Origin of the sequence: Streptomyces sp. cmx-4-9, assembly GCF_046548835.1 — a bacterium.
In the GTDB taxonomy this organism is placed as follows: domain Bacteria; phylum Actinomycetota; class Actinomycetes; order Streptomycetales; family Streptomycetaceae; genus Streptomyces.
Genome location: NZ_JAEBEE010000004.1, coordinates 569,730 through 586,667 on the forward strand (window position 1 = coordinate 569,730; position 16,938 = coordinate 586,667).

Genomic DNA, 16,938 nt, shown 5'->3' on the forward strand with positions numbered 1-16,938 from the left:
CGGCAGGGTCTCCTTCACTGGGGTTCCGGGGCGCGGGAGGCGGCGGCCGGCGCGGGGGAGGGGGGCGGTGGGCCGGCGGCCGGCTGCGGGAGCAGGGCCCGCGCCTCGGCGCGCAGGGCCCGCAGGGCGGCGCCGTCCAGAGGAGCGGCGACACCCATGCGGGAGCAGAGCAGGACGAGCTGTTCGGTGGCCAGTGCGCCACCGTGGCCGGCGAGGCTGGTCTCGAAGCAGCGGACCCCGCTCTTCATGCCGGTCAGGGCGTTGACCAGGCCGAGGCCGTGGTGGTCGCGCAGGGCCAGGCGCAGTGGCACGGCCCCGGCCTCGGGGACCGCGTCCTGGAGCAGCCGGCGCAGCGCCAGCGGGGAGGCGCCGTCCGCCTCGTCGGGTCCCTCGGCGGGCTCTTCGAGGACGATCTCCCCGCATCCGGCGGCGGTCAGCCGCTGCACGGTCAGCAGGCAGCCCCGGGCCAGCCCCGGGCGCAGCGCGTCGCGTATCCGGGCCACCACGAGCGTGTGGGGGTGTCCGGAGCTGCGTACGGCCCGGACCGTGGCGGCGGCGGCTGCGCCGTCGCCGTCCGGTGCGACGGTGAACTCGACGGCGGGGGAGCCGGCCGCGGCCGCGGCGACGGCTGCGGCGCTGTCGGCGACGTGCACCGAGGAGCCGGCCGGGCTGCCGGACCCGGCCCTGTCGGTCCGCGCTCCGTCGGGGTCGCCGTCCGCGGGGCGTGCCGTCCGGACGCGCACGCCGGCCAGCCGCAGGGCGCGGGCCAGCCGCGCGGTGTGCGGCGCCGCCGCCGCACCGGCCAGGCCGGTGTCGGCCAGGTCCACGCGGTCGGGCAGCGGATCGGCCAACTGCCCCCAGGAGCGCGAGTGGAAGAGCAGCGGGGAGGTGATGCGCGGGACGCCCGCGGCCACCACCTCGCCGAGGAAGATGGTGTGGTCCCCGCCGGGATACCGGTGCCGGACGCGGCAGTCCACCCAGGCCGCCGAGTCCGTCAGGACGGGACTGCCCGTGGCGCCGGGCAGCCAGTCGCCCGCCGCGAAGCGGTCGGTGACACCGGCTTCCATGCCGGCGAACCGGCGCCCCAGTGCGAGGTGGTCGCGGCCCAGGACGTTGACGGCGAAGACGCCGTTGCGTATGAGCAGGTCATGGGAGCGGATGTCCCGGTCCAGGCAGACCAGGACGAGAGGTGGTGCCAGGCTCACGCTGCTGAACGAACTCGCCGTCATGCCGTGCCATCCGTCCGCACCCGCCGTGGTGACGATCCCCACGCCGCTGGGCCACCGGGACAGCACCTGACGGAAGGTCGACTCGTCGATGACGGTGGTCATCGCACCCCCCGCTGGTCGGTGTTTCCTCTAGTGAAACGCTGTATCCACTACGGTAACGACCGGGCGTTCCCGGTGTCAACGAACCGGACGCCCGCGAACCCGCTGTTTCCCATGGGGAAATCACCGTTATGCTGTCGGCACGTCGGGAAAGGGGGCCGTCGCAGCCCCCCCGAGACCATCGCGCAGAAGGACAGCCGTGACCGAGGAGACGAGCAGTAGCCGGTCCGTGGCCGCCGTCGAACGGGCCATGGACGTGCTGTTGATGTTCGGCCGCAGCGGCCGCCCGGATCTCGGCGTCACCGAGATCGCCCAGGAGCTCGGCATCACCAAGGCCGCCGTGCACCGCATCCTGACGGCCCTGCGCAACCGCGACCTGATCATCGCGGACTCCGTCACCCGCCGCTACGCCCTCGGCCCCGCCGCCATCTCGCTCGGCCGCGCCTACCTGGCCCGCACCGACCTGCGGGTGCTCGCCGCCCCCGAGCTGCGCAGGCTCGCCGCCCAGTGCGGCGAGACCGCCACCCTCTCCATCCGCCGCGGGGACACCCGGCTCTACGTCGACCAGGTGGTCCCCGATCAGGAACTGCGCATGGAGGTGGCCCTCGGCATCCCGCTGCCCCTGCACGCGGGCAGCTCCTCCAAGGCGTTCCTCGCCTTCCTGCCCGACACCGAGATCGACACCTACCTCGAACGCCACGCCCTGGACGCGATCACCGACCGCACCATCACCGACCCCGAGCGCATGCGCAAGGAGCTGTCCGCCGTCCGGCGCCGTGGCTACGCCATGTCCGTGGGGGAGCGCCAGAGCGGCTCCGCCTCGCTCGCCGCGCCGGTCTTCGGGTATGACGGGCACGTCATCGCGGTGCTGAGCCTGGCCGGCCCGCAGTCCCGCTTCAAGCAGCGCCTGGCCGAGTGCGCCCCGCTGCTGATGGCCAGCACGGAACGGCTCTCGGCGGAGTTCGGCTACCGCCCCGGGGTCGGCTGACCGCGGCCCCGCAGACGGGGCCCGTCCGTCCTGCGGGCGGGCCGGCCCGGCTCAGAGGTCGGCGCCCGGCTTGAACACCCCCAGGGCCGCGGCTGCGAGGACGCAGGTCCAGATCCCCGCCACGTACGGGACGCAGCCGTTCACCGCCCGCCGCAGCGCCCGCTCCACCCCCGGGCTGCTCCCGGAGCCCGCCAGCGCGCCGAACGCGGCCCCGAACGGACGCAGCCTCAGCCGGATGCCCAGCCCGCAGGCGATCGCGGTCGCGTACAGCAGCACCTTGCCGCCCAGCCAGCGCGGATCGGTGTCCACCCCGAACGGCTCGTCGGCCAGCAGGGTGTAGAGCCCGACGCCCCACAGCGCGGCCGTCACCGCCACCCGCAGGGTCCAGTCCGCCCGGCGCGTCCACGGGTGGCGGCCCGGATGGTGGTGCTCGCGGACGGTCAGCCACAGCCAGAGCGCCGCGAACAGCCAGGTCGCACCCGCGGACCAGCCGTTCAGCAGGTGCTCCGCCCCGTGCGGTTCCAGCGCCATGAGCGTGATGCCGCTCGGCAGGACCAGTACCAGGCAGATCTTCGGTCCGAGATCGAGCCCGCTCATGACGGACAGGGCCGTCGAGCGGGCGGCGAACGGCAGGTCCGGTCGCAGGACGTACCGGCTGGAGACGTAGACACCGAGGTCACCCCCCAGCCAGAAGACGAACAGCAGCAGGTGGAGCAGGATCCACGCCCCGTGCGGATGCGCTCCCACGGCTACCCCTCCCGCCGCGGCGCGGCCGGAGCCGTGGCTCCGGGGAAGGGCCCGGCGCGGCCCAGCAGGGCGGGCACCTGCACGCCGAGCACGTCGCCCAGCCAGGTCCCGGCCGCGGCGGCCGCCTCCAGGTCGATGCCCGGGTCCAGGCCCATCCGGCGCAGCAGGTAGACCAGGTCCTCGGTGGCGATGTTGCCGGTGGCGGCCGGGGCGAAGGGGCAGCCCCCGATACCGCCGAGCGAGGAGTCCAGCCAGGCCGCGCCGGCCGCCGCCGCGGCGACCGCGTTCGCGTAGCCGGTGTTGCGCGTGTTGTGGAAGTGGCAGCGCAGGACCACCCCGGGCGCCTGCTCCCGTACCGCAGTGAGCAGTCGGGTCACCGCGTCGGGCGCGCCCACCCCTATGGTGTCGGCGAGGACGATCTCCTCGGCGCCCGACTGAGCCCCGATCCGCGCCAGTTCAGCCACCCGCGCCTCCGGCGTCTCACCCTCGAAGGGACAGCCGAACGCCGCCGCGATCGTCAGCGAGCGGCCGATCCCCTCCGCGTGGGCCCGGCCGGCTATGGCCTCCCACGCGGCCAGCGCCTCGCGGGTGCCCACGCCCTGGTTGCGCAGGGAGAGCGCCTCACTGGCCACCACCACGTAGTTGACCTCGTCCACGCCGCTGGCGCTCGCCCGCTCCATGCCCCGGGCGTTGAGCACCAGCCCGCTGTAGCGCACGCCGCCCCCGCGCCCGACCAGCCCCATCACCTCCTCCGCCCCCGCCATCTGCGGCACCCGGCCCGGGTGGACGAACGCCACCGCCTCGACCCGCCGCGCCCCGGCGGCCACGGCCCGCGCGATCAGGTCGGCGCGCTGCGCCGGCGACAGGGCGCGCGCCTCGTTCTGCAGCCCGTCGCGCGGGGCCACTTCCACCACACCGGGCCCGGCGGGCGGCCGGGCGGTCGGGGTGCGGTGCGGGGAACCGTCCGGGGAGCCGTCGTCCGCGGAGCCGTCGTCCAGGGAATCGTCCATGCGCCACATTCTGCCGCGTCGATTCCTCTAGCGAAACAGTGTTTCCCAAACTTACACTCGCGGCATGAGTGGACCCCTCTCCGACATCCGTGTCATCGAGACCGGCACCCTGCTAGCCGGCCCCTTCTGCGGCCAACTCCTCGGCGACCACGGCGCCGAGGTCATCAAACTCGAAGACCCCGGACGCGGCGATCCCATGCGCCAGTGGGGACGCGAGCGCCCCTACGGGAAGTCCCTGTGGTGGCCCGTCGTCGCCCGCAACAAGAAGTCCGTCACCTGCAACCTCCGCCACACCGAGGGCCAGGAGCTCGCCCGCCGTCTCGTCGCCCGCGCCGACGTCCTCGTCGAGAACTTCCGCCCCGGCACCCTGGAGCGCTGGGGCCTGGGATACGAGGAACTGCGCGCCGTCAACCCCGGCCTCGTCATGGTCCGCGTCACCGGCTACGGACAGAGCGGCCCCTACGCGCCCCGCGCCGGCTTCGGCTCCATAGGCGAGGCCATGGGCGGCATCCGCCACATCACCGGAGAACCCGACCGGCCCCCGTCCCGTACCGGCATCTCCCTGGGCGACGCCCTCGCCGGCACCATGGCCGCCTACGGCGCCGTCATGGCCCTGCACGCCCGCACCCGCACCGGCGCCGGCCAGATCGTCGACTCCGCCCTCTACGAAGCCGTCCTCGCCTACATGGAGTCCCTGCTCCCCGAATGGGAAGTGGGCGGCTACCAGCGCGAACGCACCGGCCCCGTACTGCCCAATGTCGCCCCCAGCAACGTCTACCCGACCGCCGACGGCGCCGCCGTCCTCATCGCCGCCAACCAGGACACCGTCTTCCGCCGCCTCACCGAGGTCATGGACCGCACCGACCTCGGCGACGACCCCAGGTACGCCACGCACACCGCGCGCGGCGCCCACCAGGGCGAACTCGACGACCTCATCACCACCTGGACCGCCGGCCACGACGCGCACACCCTGCTCGGCGCCCTGCACGCCGCAGGAGTCCCCGCAGGCAAGACCTTCACCGCCGCCGACATGCTCACCGACCCGCACTTCGCCGCCCGCGACGCGATCGTCCGCCTCCCGCACCCCGACTTCGGCGAGATCCCCATGCAGAACGTCGTCCCCAAGCTGTCCGCCACTCCCGGCGCCGTCCGCTGGGCCGGCCCCGAACTCGGCGCGCACAACGACGACATCTACGGCGGCCTCCTCGGCCTCACCCGGGAAGAGCGGGAGAAACTCACCGCGGACGGAGTGATCTGACATGGCCGACACGCCTCTGGCCGATGACTACCGGGCAGCCGGATTCGGCCGCCGCATCGGCTGGGGCGAACACCCCGCCGTCCTCCTCGTCGACCCCGTCCAGGCCTACTGCGCCCCCGACAGCCGCCTCCACCTCGACACGGCCGAAGCGGCCCTGCACGCCATGGCCCGCCTCGCCCGCGCCGCACGCCGCTCCCAGTTCCCCGTCCTCTTCACCGCCGTCCACTACGACGAAGAACCGAGCGCGCACGCACCGCACTTCGCCCGCAAGGTGCCCGGCCTCGACGCATTCCGGGCCGGCAGCCCGCACGCCGCCTTCACCCCTCTCTGCGCCCCGGAACCGGGCGAGATCGTCATCCACAAGCACTACCCCAGCGCCTTCTTCACCACCCGGCTGCGCGACGTGCTGACCGTGCTCGGCGTGGACACCGTCGTCATCGGCGGCTTCTCCACCAGCGGCTGCGTCCGGGCCACCACCTTGGACGCCCTCCAGTACGGGCTGCGCCCCATCGTCGTCCGCGACGCCGTCGCCGACCGGGACGCGGGCCCCCACGAGGGCAGTCTCTTCGACCTCGACTCCAAGTACGCCGACGTCGTCGACCTCGCCGCCGCCTGCCGCCGCCTCGGCGAACCGCCGGAGGCCGGCCCCGCGCAGGCCTGAGGCCGCCCCGGACACCCGGCTGACCGGCCCCGGACGGGGGCTGCGGTCCGGGGCCCCTGAGCGCCCCTCGCCCGCCGACGGGGTCACGGGCCGACGGGAGCAAGGGCGGACAGGTCAGGGGCCGGGCAGGGTGAGGGCGGCCAGGGCGAGGGCGGCCCGGCCGTTCCGCAGCGGGCCGCCGCCCGTCAGGTCCGCCGACTGCCGCTGTTCCGCAGCAGCACCAGCGTGCAGCCGCCGAGCAGGAACAGCGTCCCGCCCAGCAGGGCGGCCACCGGCAGGCCGTCGGTGGACCCGGTCTGCGGCAGCGCGCCCGCACTGCTCCCGGCGCCGGCCGCGGCCGTCCCTCCACCACCGGTGGACGGAGCGGGGGCCGGTGCCGGGGACGCCGGGCCGCTCGCACCGGAGCCGCCCGCACCCACCGTGAGCGGCACCTCCACCAGCTCCTTCGTCGCCGAGATCGACACGGCGACGACGCAGTTCCCGGGCTTGGCGGCGCAGTCCGCCCCACCCGCCTTCGCCTTGACGGTGATCTGGGCGGTGGCCGCTCCGTCGGCCGCGCTGTGCCACACCCCGGCAGAGTCGGTCCTCCCGATGACGGCGGCGTCCGGCGAGGTCTCGCAGTCCGCGGGGCCCGCGGGTTTCGGCTTGCACAGCCCGATCGGCACGAACCCCTGACCGGGGCTCAGCCCCTTCGCCGACACCGTCACCTTGTCCCCGACCGCGAGTCCGGCCGATCTGCTGACGGTCAGCGTCCCGGCGGCGGTGGCCGGCCCGGCCACCACCGCGGCCAGCACCCATGCCGCGGCGAGCGTGCCCGCACAGCGGTTTCTTCGAAGCGATGTCATGCGTTTCCTCCAGAGCCGGAAGGGGACAGCGGGGGGTTCCCGGGCGCCGCCTCCGGGCGCGCCCGGACGAGCGACAGGGCGCCGAGCAGGAGACCGGCACCGGCCACGCCGAGGGACAGGGCCCACATCGGGGTGGACGGCCCGCCCCAGGCGTCGCCGGGTACGGGTCCTGCCGCGGCCACCGGAGCGGCCCGGCCGGTACCACTCGCCTCGCCAAGGACCGTTCCGCCCGCGAAACCGACCGCGACCTGAACACTGTTGGCCGCCGCCAAGGCGGGCGGGGTCCCCGACGGCAGGGGCGCGACACCGACCACGCAGGGCGTCGAACGACAGTCGATGCCCGCGAAGCCCGCGTGCACGGTGAGGGTGACCCGGGGGAGCACACCGTCGGAGCCGATGGTGACCAGGCGCGCACCGCCGCCCAGGTCGCAGTCCTTGTTGCCGGTGTAGCCCTTCTTGCACAGGCCGACCGCGACGGAGGTCAGACCGGGGCGGAAGCCGGTGCCGTCCACGGTGATCTCCTGGCCCTCCGTCAGGCCGGTCGCGGCCGACACCCGCACGGTGGCCCCGTCCGCGGCGGGACCGGCCCCGGTGAGGGCGAGCACCGCGGCCGCCGCGAGGGCCGCCCGGCCGATGCGGTTCTGGGAAATGCTCACGGCATGGCCTTTCCGTTGCGTCGCAGGAGGGCTGCCCGGAAGCCGCCGGGCGCGGGAAGCACGATCGGGCGCGGCCCGGGCACGGCCTGCCCCGCCGGGACGGCCACGAGGACCGCCGTGCCTCGGTCGGCGATCTGGCGCAGGACGGCGCTGACGCCGGGGTCCCTCGTGAGCGGGCCGCAGCCGGGCCCGGTCAGGTCCAGCAGGAGCAGCGTCGGCTGGGCGATGAGCGTCTGGGCCAGCCCGAGGAAGCAGCGCTCGTCGGGGCCGAGCCGGACACAGGCGCCCGCGCCCCCGGTCTCCAGGAACGGAAAGGCCGCGAGGACGCCCGGGGTCACCTCGGCCGCCCGCCGCTGGCCCAGGTGCGCGGTGGCGTCCGCGACCGCGTCCGCCACCGACACCGCCGGATGCCCGCGGTGCAGCACGCCCGCCCGGGCCATGTCCGCCGGGTCGACGAGGGCCGACATCCGCAGGTCCCACCGGCCCGGCTCGGCGACCCGGGACACGTCGTGGCCGCGCAGCCACCAGGTCCCCGCGTCCGCCCGGCGCAGCCCGCCGAGGACGGCCAGTACGGCCCCCGCCCGGCGGCCGGGCAGGCTGTCGGTCAGATACGCGATCTCGCCGGCCGCCACCGTCAGCTGCAACCGCCGCACGGCCGGCCCCTCGGCCGCCCGCACCCCCAGCCCCCGCACACGGAGGGCGGGGATGGCGGTACCGCCCGCCGCACCGGCGGTGTCCGGGTCCGCGGCCGGCCCACGCCTGCGGCGCAGCAGGGTGGCTGCCGTCGCCACCGCGGGAGCCGACCCGATCGCCACCAGGGTGTCCGGGCCGCCCAGCAGGCGACCGGACAGGACGACCGCGGTCATGGCGGCCGCCCCGCCCAGCAGCAGGGCGACCGCGTACCCGGCGTCCTGCGCCCCCCGGGCCACCGGTGACCCGGCGCGCCCCGTCACCGCCGCGGCGCCGCAGGTGAGGACGGCTGCCAGCGCGAGCATGAGCTGCCAGGGCCGGGCGGCTCCCGCGCACGCCGCGACCGAAGCCGTCAGCCCGCTCGCGAACAGCACCACACCCCGATCCGGCAACGCCGCACCCCGATCCGGCAGCACAGCACCCCCGCCGGCCAGCGCCGCGCCCTGGTCCGGCAAGGCCGCACTCCGGTCCGGCGGCGCCACACTCCGGTCCGGCAGCACAGCACCCCCGCCGGCCAGCGCCGCACCCCCGACCGGCAGGCGCCGCGCGGCCGCGGCGAGGCCACACGTCAGGGCCGCCGCCAGCAGGGCCGCACAGGCCAACGGCCGGACGCCCGCCCCGCCCAGCAGCTCCCAGCGGAAGACGACCAGGCTCTGCCCGGCGAACACCGCCCCGCATACGGCCGCGCCCACCGCGCCCGCGGTCCACCGGGAGGGGACGGCGCGCCCGCCGCGGCTGTCGCCCGGGGCGGCGGCCCGCCCACAGGCCGGAACGAGTAGCAGCGCGGCCAGCCCGCACCCGAGCGCGCAGGCGATCTCGGGTCGCTGCGCGAGGAGCACCGTCACCCCTCCCCCCGCAGCCGCCCCCGCCCAGCAGGCTGCGTGCCACGAGTGCGCCGGCCGGTAGAGGCCGAGCGAGCCGCCCGCCAGGGCCGCAGCCATCACCAGCAGGACCGCGAAAACCATCGCCGAGCCGCACAGTGCGGCGAGCAGCGGGGCGACGCCGGCCAGCAGGCACACCCCCACCGCCCGCCGGGCGGCCGCCGTCGCCGGCCCGGCCCGCCCCCGCCGCCGCACCGCCCAGCCGACGGCCCCGGCGAGCAGCAGGCCCGTCAGCAGCAGGTAGCGGACGGCCTCTCCGGGCATTCCGACGGGCCCGCCCAGCAGCGGGGCCGAGGTGACGTACACCCCGCCGGCCAGCCCGGTGGCCGCGCCCGCGCCCAGGTCCGGACGCGGACGCATCGTCAGTGCAGAGGTGGGGGAGACCATCACCGCTCCTTCTCCAGGGACGCCGCGCGCAACGTTTCGACGAGGGAACGCAGCCCGCCCGTGTCGACGAGTGCGGCCTCGCCCGCCAGTGCGCGGACCACCGCCCGGGTACTGACCAGTCGGGGGCGCGCCCCGTCCGCCCCGACCGCCCCGTCCGCCCCGTCCGCCGCCTCCGCGTCAAGGACGCCGGCCAGCCGCTCCGCCGCCACGAACGGTGGCAGCCCCGCCCCGACCCGGCCCACGGCGCCCGCCCGCCCCGCCCGCCGCCGCTCGCCGCTCCGGCGCACCGCGGCCGAGGCCGTGAAGACGGTCAGCAGGACGGCGAAGGCGGCGAGCCCCAACAGCCCCCACGGATACAGGTCGGTGGTGACGGCGAACTCGGCCGAGGCGTAGCGCCCGCCCACCGAGTAGCGGCCGAACGCCGCCGCCGGCAGCCGTACGGGGATCCGGTACGTCTGCTCCGCCCGCGCGGGCAGCTCCGCGGTGACCGGGTCGGCCACCGGCAGGTCGGCCCTCGACCCCGGTCCCCAGGCCACGATCAACGGCGCCCGCCCCAGCGGCTGGTCGCCGGGGTTGCGCAACGTCACGGTCAGCGTCCGGTGCGCGGGCGCGCCGAACAGCTCGGCGAACCGCGGCCGGCCGGACAGGGTCGCCGCGACCACGTCGACCCGTACGGCCCGCGCGGGGGCGGGCGCCGCCGGCGCGTCGGCCGTCCCGGCGACGGAGACGGGGGTCTGGGCCCGGGCTCCGCCCTGCGCAGCCACCGCCCGCAGGACGCAAGGACAGGCGGTGGGCGGTGCACCCGCAATGAGCGTCAGACGGAACGTGCCGTCCGCGGCGACCAGGGCGACCGCGGCGCGCAGCGTGTCGCAGTCGGGGCTGCCGCGCAGGGCCCCGCCCCCGCAGATCTCGACCTGGACGGTCGCGCCCGGTAGCCAGCCCGTCCCGGCGGCCTTCACGGGTCGACCCGGAACGGCGCGGGCGTCGTCCACGGCGACGCCCGGCCCGTCCACGGCAGCGCCGGGCCCTGCCACGGTGACCTCCGTGACAGCCGCCGCCCATGCCGCCCCGGCACCGGCCGTGACAGACAGAACCACCGGGGCCGGTGCCAGCAGGGCGGCCAGCAGAAGGGCCCCGAACGCCCGGCGCAGCGTCATGAGCGCGCCCCGGCACGGGAGGTAGCACCGGACCGGGTGCGGCGGAGCCGGCCCAGCAGGACCGCGAGGCTGCCGAGCAGTCCGGCCACGACACCGAGGGTGGGCCAGGACACGGCCAACCGCCCGCTCTGGGCTGTGGTCGCGGGCAGGCCCGGCGCCCGGACGCGTACGGAGGCGGTGAGGTAGTCCACGCCGGGGGCGTCCGGCCAGTCGGCGCTGACGTCGGCGCTCTGCCCGGGCAGCAGCAGGGGGAGCGTACGGTCGGCGAAGGCGCTGCGCCGCAGCCCGAACAGCCCGCGGACGCGCGGCGAGACGGTGGGCCGCAGTGCCGCGTTGCCGGTGTTGACGACCGTGTACGTGAGGGTGGCGCGCGCCCCGGCGAAGGGGGCGCCCTCCGGGCGGTGGCGCACGGTCACCGAGCGGACGGCGAGCCCGGGAGTGAGCGGTCCCTCCACGGTGAGCTGGATCCGGACCGCGATGGCTCGCTGGATGCCCACGTCGACCCCGGCGGCTTGGCCCGCCTGTTCGACGGCATTGTTGAGGGCGACGACCCCCCCGACGTGGCTTCCGGGGGTTGCGTCGGCGGGCACGTTCAGCGTGAAGGGGATGTCGGCGGCCCGGCCGGGCGGGATGACCAGGGCGTTCGTGCCGAGGGCAAGCCAGCTGCCCAGCCCGGTCTGCGCCTCTCCGGCCTGCCGGTAGGCGAGGGCGCCGTCACGGGGGGTGTTGTAGGCGTCCGAGCCGTAGACCTGGAAGGAGAGCGGGGCCCCGGACAGGTTGCTGACGCGGACCGCGTCCTTGACGGCCGTGCCGGGTGCGCAGTCCATGACGAAGGCGGCCCGGTCGGCGGCCCCGGCCGGGCGCACCGACCAGGAACCGCCGCCGGTGCCTGCGCCGCTGCTCCCGGCGCCGCTCCCGCTCGCCCCGGCGGCGGGCGGTGCGCCCGGGAGCAGGGCGGTCAGCAGTACGGCGAGGAGCACGGCCGCCAGGGCGCGGGCTGTTCCCGGGCGGCGCCCGGGCGGGCGGTCACTGCGCACAGGTGTCATGGTTCCGCTCTCGCCGGTACCCGGCGGCGGGCGCGGGGGCTCGCCGCCGGGCACGCTGCCGTGAGGAGGGGTGTCAGGACAGGGTCAGCCGCAACACGGCCGCGTACGCGCCGTTCTGCACGATCTCCGGGACGCGCAGCTTCAGCGCTGCGCCCGCGTCGAAGTGGCCGCCCGTGACGGAGGCCGGGTCGGCGCTCGCGGCCTGGGTGCAGAGCGCCGCCGCGGTGGTCGGGCTGAGCGGTCCGGCGCTGCCCGGGACGACGGCGGAGGCGGCTGCCGACCCGGGGTGGACGGCGCACTGCGGGGTCCAGGACAGCCGGTTCGCAGGGATCGCGGCTCCGGCGGCATTGCGGAAGTCGGTGACCGTGCCGACCAGCGACCAGCCCTCGGTGGTGCCGCGGAAGTCCTTGACCTCCAGGGCGCGCAGGCTGCCGGTGGAGTCGTGCGCGGCGCCGTCCACGGTGACGGGGGAGAGCACCACCTCGCCCGGCTCGGCCGACATGGTGAGCGCGCCGCCGCTGACGACCACCCGCAGGGTCTGGTCGGAGCTGCCGCCGTCGGCGCTGCCGGACCACGGGATGTCGGCGCTGTCCCCGCCGTCCTTCTCCTTCGCCACGATCTTGACCGCCCCGACCGCCGGGACGAGCGTCGCGGTGAAGTTGCCCCGTGCGTCGACGGGCGCGGTGGGGCCCGCCCCGCCGACCGGCCTGCCGTCCTTGTCCAGGCTGGTGACGGCGACCTCGTCGCCGGGGTCGAAGGCGGTGCCGGTGACCGTGGCGCTCGTCCCCGGCCCGCCCCCGCCGGGGGTGACCTGGAGCGTACGGGCGCCCAGGACGCCGAGCACCAGCGAGACGGAGACGGGGCCCTGACTGATCCTCAGGCGGTGCGGCCCGGGGGCGGCGCCCGCGCCGACCGTCACCGTACCGCCCAGCTTCCCGTCGGCGCCCACCCGGAGGTACGGGGTGAGGTCGGCGCCGGAGCACCCGGTACCGGCCAGGGAGCACAGCTCGACCGCGCCGACCGGGGCGCCCGCCTGCCAGCCCGCCCCGGTCAGGGTCAGCACGTCCCCGGGGCGCGCCCCGGTGGTGTCCGAGGCCGGGCGGCCGGAGATGTTGGTGACGGCGGCGGTGGCGCTGCCGGCCGCCGGGGTGACGGTGAGGGTGTGCAGTACGGGAGCCGCGCCCTGGAGGGTGCAGCCGAGGGAGAGTCCGTAGCTCGGGATGTCCAGGGCCAGCTGGTCCGGGGTCAGCGTCACCGTACCGGGCTGCGCCACGGTGAGCGTGCCGCTCAGGTCGGGGATCGGAATCTCGCCCTTGGCCGGGACGGGCGGGTTCGACGCCGGGGCGGTGAGCGTGAGCGGCGCCTGACCGGAGACCAGGATCTTCGCCGAGGGGACGACGCTGGCCGCGGGCAGCGCGACGGGGCCGTTGGCCGGGCCCTTGCCGGCGAGGCTGAGCTTGACGTCCACGCTCTGACCGGCGGCCGCCGTGGCCGGGGCGGTGAGGGTGGCGGTGGTGGTGAAGAACGAGTGGGAGGAGCTGAAGACGCAGTCGTAGGTCACGGAGGCACTGCCGGCGTGGGCGGGCGATCCGGTGAGGACCAGCGAGCCGGCCGCCGCCACCACCAGGGCGGCGAGCGAGGCACCGCCCCGGGTCCGGGCGGATCTGGTGGGTCGTGGGCGCATGAGCCGTGGGTTCCTCTCGGAGGGAGCCATCGGTTTCCCTGTACGGAACTCTGTTTCGTTTCTGCTCCCATACAGCCCGCCGCGCGCGCAACGTGTCAAGGGTCCGGACGCCCACCCGGGTAAAAGCTGCGTTTCCGAGACGTCCGGCCGGAGAGAAACGGGGGATCCCTCAGCGAAACGTCTCCATTGACCCCGGCGGCCCCCGCTCCTAAGGTGGGGCGGCCCCCCACTCCCGTCACCGGCACGCGCCTCGTACGCGTACCACCCCACCCGGCGCCGGGCCCCCTCCAGCGGATCGGAGCGCCGCGCCATGACCCCGCACCACACCGTGCCCCTGCCCGGGCCCGCGCCCGCACCCGTGCCCCGCTCCTACCTCTACGTCCCGGGCGACCGCCCCGGGATGCTCGCCAAAGCCCGGGCCCGCGGCGCCGACGCCCTGATCGTGGACCTGGAGGACGCCGTCCCCGCCTCGGGCAAGGACCGGGCCCTGACCCTGGTACGCGCCTGGCTGGCCGAGGAGCCCGCCCCCGCCCGGACGACGCCTCCGGAGGTCTGGATCCGCGTCAACCCCGGGGATCGGGGACGCGCGGAGAGCGCCCTGCTCGCCGGACCCGCGGTGACCGGTTTCTGCCTCGCCAAATGCTCCGCAGCCGACGCGGTCGCGGCCCAGGACGCCGTCCTGACCGCGGCCGAGGAACGCCACGGCCTCGCTCCGGGCGGCATCGCCCTCGCCCCGCTGCTGGAAACCGCCGGGGCGGTGCTCGACGTACGCACCATCGCCCGGTCCCCGCGCGTGCGCCACCTGCACCTCGGCGAGGCCGACCTGTGCGCCGAGCTGGGCATCACGGCGGCCGATGCGTCCGGACCGGGTTACGCGGCCCTGACCGCGATCCGCACCCAGGTCCTGCTCGCCTCCGCCGCCGCCGGACTGCTCCCGCCGATCGGCCCGGTCAGCACCGACTTCACCGACCTCGACGCGCTCGCCCGCGGCACCCGGGCCCTGCGCGAGCTCGGCTACCGCTCCCGCGCCTGCGTCCACCCCCGCCAACTGGACACCGTGCACCAGGCCTTTACCCCGGATCCGGCCGAGATCGCTGCCGCCCGGGCCCTGCTGGACCGCTTCGCCGAGGCGGCGCGGGACGGCTCCGGCGTCCTCACCGGCCCCGACGGCCGCATGGTCGACGAGGCCGTCGTACGCGCCGCCCGCCGGGTGCTGGCCACCCGCCGCTGACCGGCCGCAGCCGCGCACCCGCCGGATCCGTCACCCGATCCGCGTCAGGGCCAGCAGCGCCCCGACGGCGCCACGCGGCGCCGTCCCCAGCGCCCCCACCGCACGCACCACCCCGGCCGCCCGGACCGCCCCCAGCACGGGCTCGGCGTTCAGCCGGAACTTCCCCGCCAGCTGCTCCCTCGACAGCGGCGCACCGGGCCCGCCCAGCGACCCGGCGACCCGCTTCGCCAGCACCTGCCCGCTGCGCGTGCGGACCCGCAGCACGGCGCTGAAGGCGTGCGGGAACTCCGCGTCGCACTGCTCGTCCGCCACCACCTCCACCCGCCGTGCCAGCGCGAGCCGGCCCGGCTCGGTGAAGGCCGCCGGCGAGAAGTCCGCGTGCCCCAGACCCGGTTCGGCGGCGTCGCCCGCCTCCGACAGCAGCGCCGCCGCGACCGTGTACGGGCCGGAGAACTTCGCGTGGTAGGGGGTACGGGGGCGCACCTTCTCGGCGTACGGTTCCCCGATCGTGCGCCGTGGCGCGGCGGCCACCCCGAGCTGCGCGCTCAGCACGTCCTCGGCACGCAGCCCGGCCCGCCGCAGGGCCAGCGCGCAGTCGATCCCAGGGTGGGTGAAGTGGTTGGACGGGTACGGCTTGAACACGCTCCGCGCGTACTGCCAGTTGCCGGCGCTGCCCATGTCCTCCAGACCGGCCAGCAGCGGCCCGGCCGACCACCGCTCGTCCAGGAACGCCGTCAGGAAACCGAACCGCCCTTCGAGCACGGACGGCGGCCCGGTGACCCCGCCCGCCGCGAACTGGGCGGCGCACACTCCGCTGTGGGCGGCCCACCCGCAGTGCAGGCGTTTGACGCTGCCGCCCGTCCGGTTCGCCTCGATCACCCCCGCGCCCATCGAGCAGGCGATCCCGACGGCGTGCCCCAGCTCGGCCGCGCCCAGCCCGTAGAGCAGGCCGGCGGCGACGGCGGCGCCGACGGTTCCGCAGATGGAGGTGGCGTGTAAACCCTTCTCGAAGAACACCGAATTGCGCAACTCCGGGTCGTACGAGGCCATCCCCAGGCGGCAGCACACCTCACCGCCCGCCGCCAGCGCGGCCAGCAGCGCGGCCCCGGTCGCCCCGGTGGCTTCGGCGGCGGCGAGCGCCGCGGGCAGCACGGCGGCCGTGGGGTGCAGGACGGACGGCAGGTGGGTGTCGTCGAAGTCGAGTGCGTGCGCGAGGGTGCCGTTGACCAGGGCGGCCCGGTCGGCCGGCAGCCGTACCCCGCTGCCCACGGCGGTGGCCTCCGCCGTCCCGCCGCAGGCCCGCGCCATGGCCAGCGCCGCCGACTGCGGCGAGGCGCCCGCGGCCTCCCCAGTGTGCGGACCGAGCGCCCCCAGGCTGTTGCCGAGGCAGTCCAGCGTCCGCGCGGCCGCGTCCGCCGCGATCTCCCGCGGTATCCCGCCGTCGCGGCAGGCCGCCGCAAAGGCCGCCAGACGCGCCGCGTACCCCTGGCCCGTCCCGCTCATGCCCGGCCCTGCCGGTCGCCGTCGGGCAGGACGGCGAGCGGGCGGACGGGCGAGCCGGTGGCGCCGACCACCGGCAGCGGCGCCAGCACCAGCAGGAAGTCCGCCTGGCGCCGGTGCGCGGCGGCCTCGGCGAGCCCGGTGAGCCGCATCGTCTCGACGATGTGGATGCCTGCTTCCACCAACAGCTGCCGGTGCACGGGAAGTTCGGCATGTCCGCGCCCCGCCGGAACGTGCTCGTAGGCGACGGTCTCACCCCCGGTCACCCGCACCCCCCGCTCCGCGATCCAGGCCCCGGCGGCGGGCCCGGGGCCGGGCGCTCCGCCTTCCTGGCCGGTGAAGATCCGCGGGTCCGCCCAGTGCCGGGACCAGCCCGTCCCCAGCAGCAGGGCCTCACCCGGCTCGACGTCCACCCCGGCCGCGTCCCGGGCCTTCTCCAGGTCGGCGACGGTGATCTCGTATCCGGCGGGCAGCACGGGGACGCCGTGGACGGCGGCGACGTCCAGGAGGACCGCGCGGCCCACGTACGGCGGGAACTCCTCGATGCCGAGCCGGGAGAAGCCCTCGTGGCTCTGCACCGAGTGGGCCGGGACGTCCCCGTGCAGCAGCCCGGCCTGCGAGACGTGGGCCAGCGCGTCCACATGGGTGCCGACGTGGCCGCCGGTGACGATGAGCTCGTTGGCCGCGGATCCGCCGTCGGCGCGTACGTGGTCCCCGTGGCGGCGCTCCAGCAGCATCCGGAAGGGCGGGTGGTTGGGCGACTGCGGCATGCCCCGGCGCATCGGCTGGGCGAGGTCCAGTACGGGAGCGCCGGCCAGGGGCACCGGCCCGCCACGGTACCCGTGGACGCTGTTCATGGAGTCTCCAGG

The 16,938-nt window shown here is 76.2% G+C and carries 15 protein-coding genes; 4 read left to right on the plus strand and 11 right to left on the minus strand.

The annotated features are described in order from the left end of the window. Positions 1–14: 14 nt before the first annotated feature. On the minus strand, positions 15–1,331 hold the full coding sequence (locus ACLJTM_RS16265; protein WP_411104278.1) for a flavin reductase: 1,317 nt from the start codon (positions 1,329–1,331) through the stop codon (positions 15–17). A 196-nt stretch (positions 1,332–1,527) separates the two neighbouring features. Here ACLJTM_RS16265 and ACLJTM_RS16270 point away from each other — a divergent pair, with 196 nt between their 5' ends. Further along, positions 1,528–2,316 carry an IclR family transcriptional regulator gene (locus tag ACLJTM_RS16270; protein ID WP_411104279.1) on the plus strand — a complete coding sequence of 263 codons (789 nt, stop codon included), beginning with the start codon at positions 1,528–1,530 and terminating at the stop codon, positions 2,314–2,316. 51 nt (positions 2,317–2,367) lie between these two features. Here the strand turns inward: ACLJTM_RS16270 and ACLJTM_RS16275 are convergent, their stop codons facing one another. Both ACLJTM_RS16275 and ACLJTM_RS16280 read right to left on the minus strand, forming a co-directional pair. After that, positions 2,368–3,063: a hypothetical protein gene (locus ACLJTM_RS16275; protein WP_411104280.1), complete on the minus strand. Its 696-nt coding sequence runs from the start codon at positions 3,061–3,063 to the stop codon at positions 2,368–2,370. Positions 3,064–3,065: 2 nt separating this feature from the next. Then, positions 3,066–4,073: a hydroxymethylglutaryl-CoA lyase gene (locus ACLJTM_RS16280; RefSeq protein WP_411104281.1), complete on the minus strand. Its 1,008-nt coding sequence runs from the start codon at positions 4,071–4,073 to the stop codon at positions 3,066–3,068. A gap of 64 nt (positions 4,074–4,137) precedes the next feature. On the opposite strand from ACLJTM_RS16280, the gene ACLJTM_RS16285 reads away from it, so the two are divergent. Together ACLJTM_RS16285 and ACLJTM_RS16290 are read left to right on the plus strand one after the other, a co-directional pair. Continuing rightward, positions 4,138–5,331 carry a CaiB/BaiF CoA transferase family protein gene (locus ACLJTM_RS16285; protein ID WP_411104282.1) on the plus strand — a complete coding sequence of 398 codons (1,194 nt, stop codon included), beginning with the start codon at positions 4,138–4,140 and terminating at the stop codon, positions 5,329–5,331. Between the two features lies 1 nt (position 5,332). After that, positions 5,333–5,992, plus strand: coding sequence for an isochorismatase family protein (locus tag ACLJTM_RS16290; protein ID WP_411104283.1), 660 nt, complete (start codon positions 5,333–5,335; stop codon positions 5,990–5,992). 185 nt (positions 5,993–6,177) lie between these two features. On the opposite strand, the gene ACLJTM_RS16295 is transcribed toward ACLJTM_RS16290, so the two are convergent. From ACLJTM_RS16295 to ACLJTM_RS16320, 6 genes are all read right to left on the minus strand, one after another. Further along, complete coding sequence (locus tag ACLJTM_RS16295; RefSeq protein ID WP_411104284.1) at positions 6,178–6,837, minus strand: neocarzinostatin apoprotein domain-containing protein; 660 nt, start codon at positions 6,835–6,837, stop codon at positions 6,178–6,180. Then, a complete protein-coding gene (locus ACLJTM_RS16300) occupies positions 6,834–7,493 on the minus strand; it encodes a neocarzinostatin apoprotein domain-containing protein (protein WP_411104285.1) in 660 nt (219 codons plus the stop codon). The genes ACLJTM_RS16295 and ACLJTM_RS16300 overlap by 4 nt, the downstream gene beginning before the upstream one ends. Beyond that, on the minus strand, positions 7,490–9,451 hold the full coding sequence (locus tag ACLJTM_RS16305; RefSeq protein WP_411104286.1) for a hypothetical protein: 1,962 nt from the start codon (positions 9,449–9,451) through the stop codon (positions 7,490–7,492). Before ACLJTM_RS16305 ends, ACLJTM_RS16300 begins: the two co-directional genes overlap by 4 nt. Continuing rightward, entirely contained in the window at positions 9,451–10,485 is a 1,035-nt protein-coding gene (locus ACLJTM_RS16310; protein ID WP_411104287.1) for a hypothetical protein, read from the minus strand. Before ACLJTM_RS16310 ends, ACLJTM_RS16305 begins: the two co-directional genes overlap by 1 nt. A gap of 119 nt (positions 10,486–10,604) precedes the next feature. Beyond that, positions 10,605–11,645: a DUF916 domain-containing protein gene (locus tag ACLJTM_RS16315; RefSeq protein ID WP_411104288.1), complete on the minus strand. Its 1,041-nt coding sequence runs from the start codon at positions 11,643–11,645 to the stop codon at positions 10,605–10,607. A gap of 82 nt (positions 11,646–11,727) precedes the next feature. Further along, a complete protein-coding gene (locus ACLJTM_RS16320) occupies positions 11,728–13,338 on the minus strand; it encodes a hypothetical protein (RefSeq protein WP_411104289.1) in 1,611 nt (536 codons plus the stop codon). A 310-nt stretch (positions 13,339–13,648) separates the two neighbouring features. Here ACLJTM_RS16320 and ACLJTM_RS16325 point away from each other — a divergent pair, with 310 nt between their 5' ends. Next, complete coding sequence (locus tag ACLJTM_RS16325) at positions 13,649–14,569, plus strand: HpcH/HpaI aldolase/citrate lyase family protein (RefSeq protein WP_411104290.1); 921 nt, start codon at positions 13,649–13,651, stop codon at positions 14,567–14,569. A gap of 30 nt (positions 14,570–14,599) precedes the next feature. Here ACLJTM_RS16325 and ACLJTM_RS16330 read toward each other — a convergent pair whose 3' ends face one another. Beyond that, a complete protein-coding gene (locus ACLJTM_RS16330; RefSeq protein WP_411104291.1) occupies positions 14,600–16,072 on the minus strand; it encodes an MmgE/PrpD family protein in 1,473 nt (490 codons plus the stop codon). Continuing rightward, positions 16,069–16,926, minus strand: a complete 858-nt coding sequence (locus tag ACLJTM_RS16335; protein WP_411104292.1) for a cyclase family protein — start codon at positions 16,924–16,926, stop codon at positions 16,069–16,071. Before ACLJTM_RS16335 ends, ACLJTM_RS16330 begins: the two co-directional genes overlap by 4 nt. Positions 16,927–16,938: the final 12 nt, after the last annotated feature.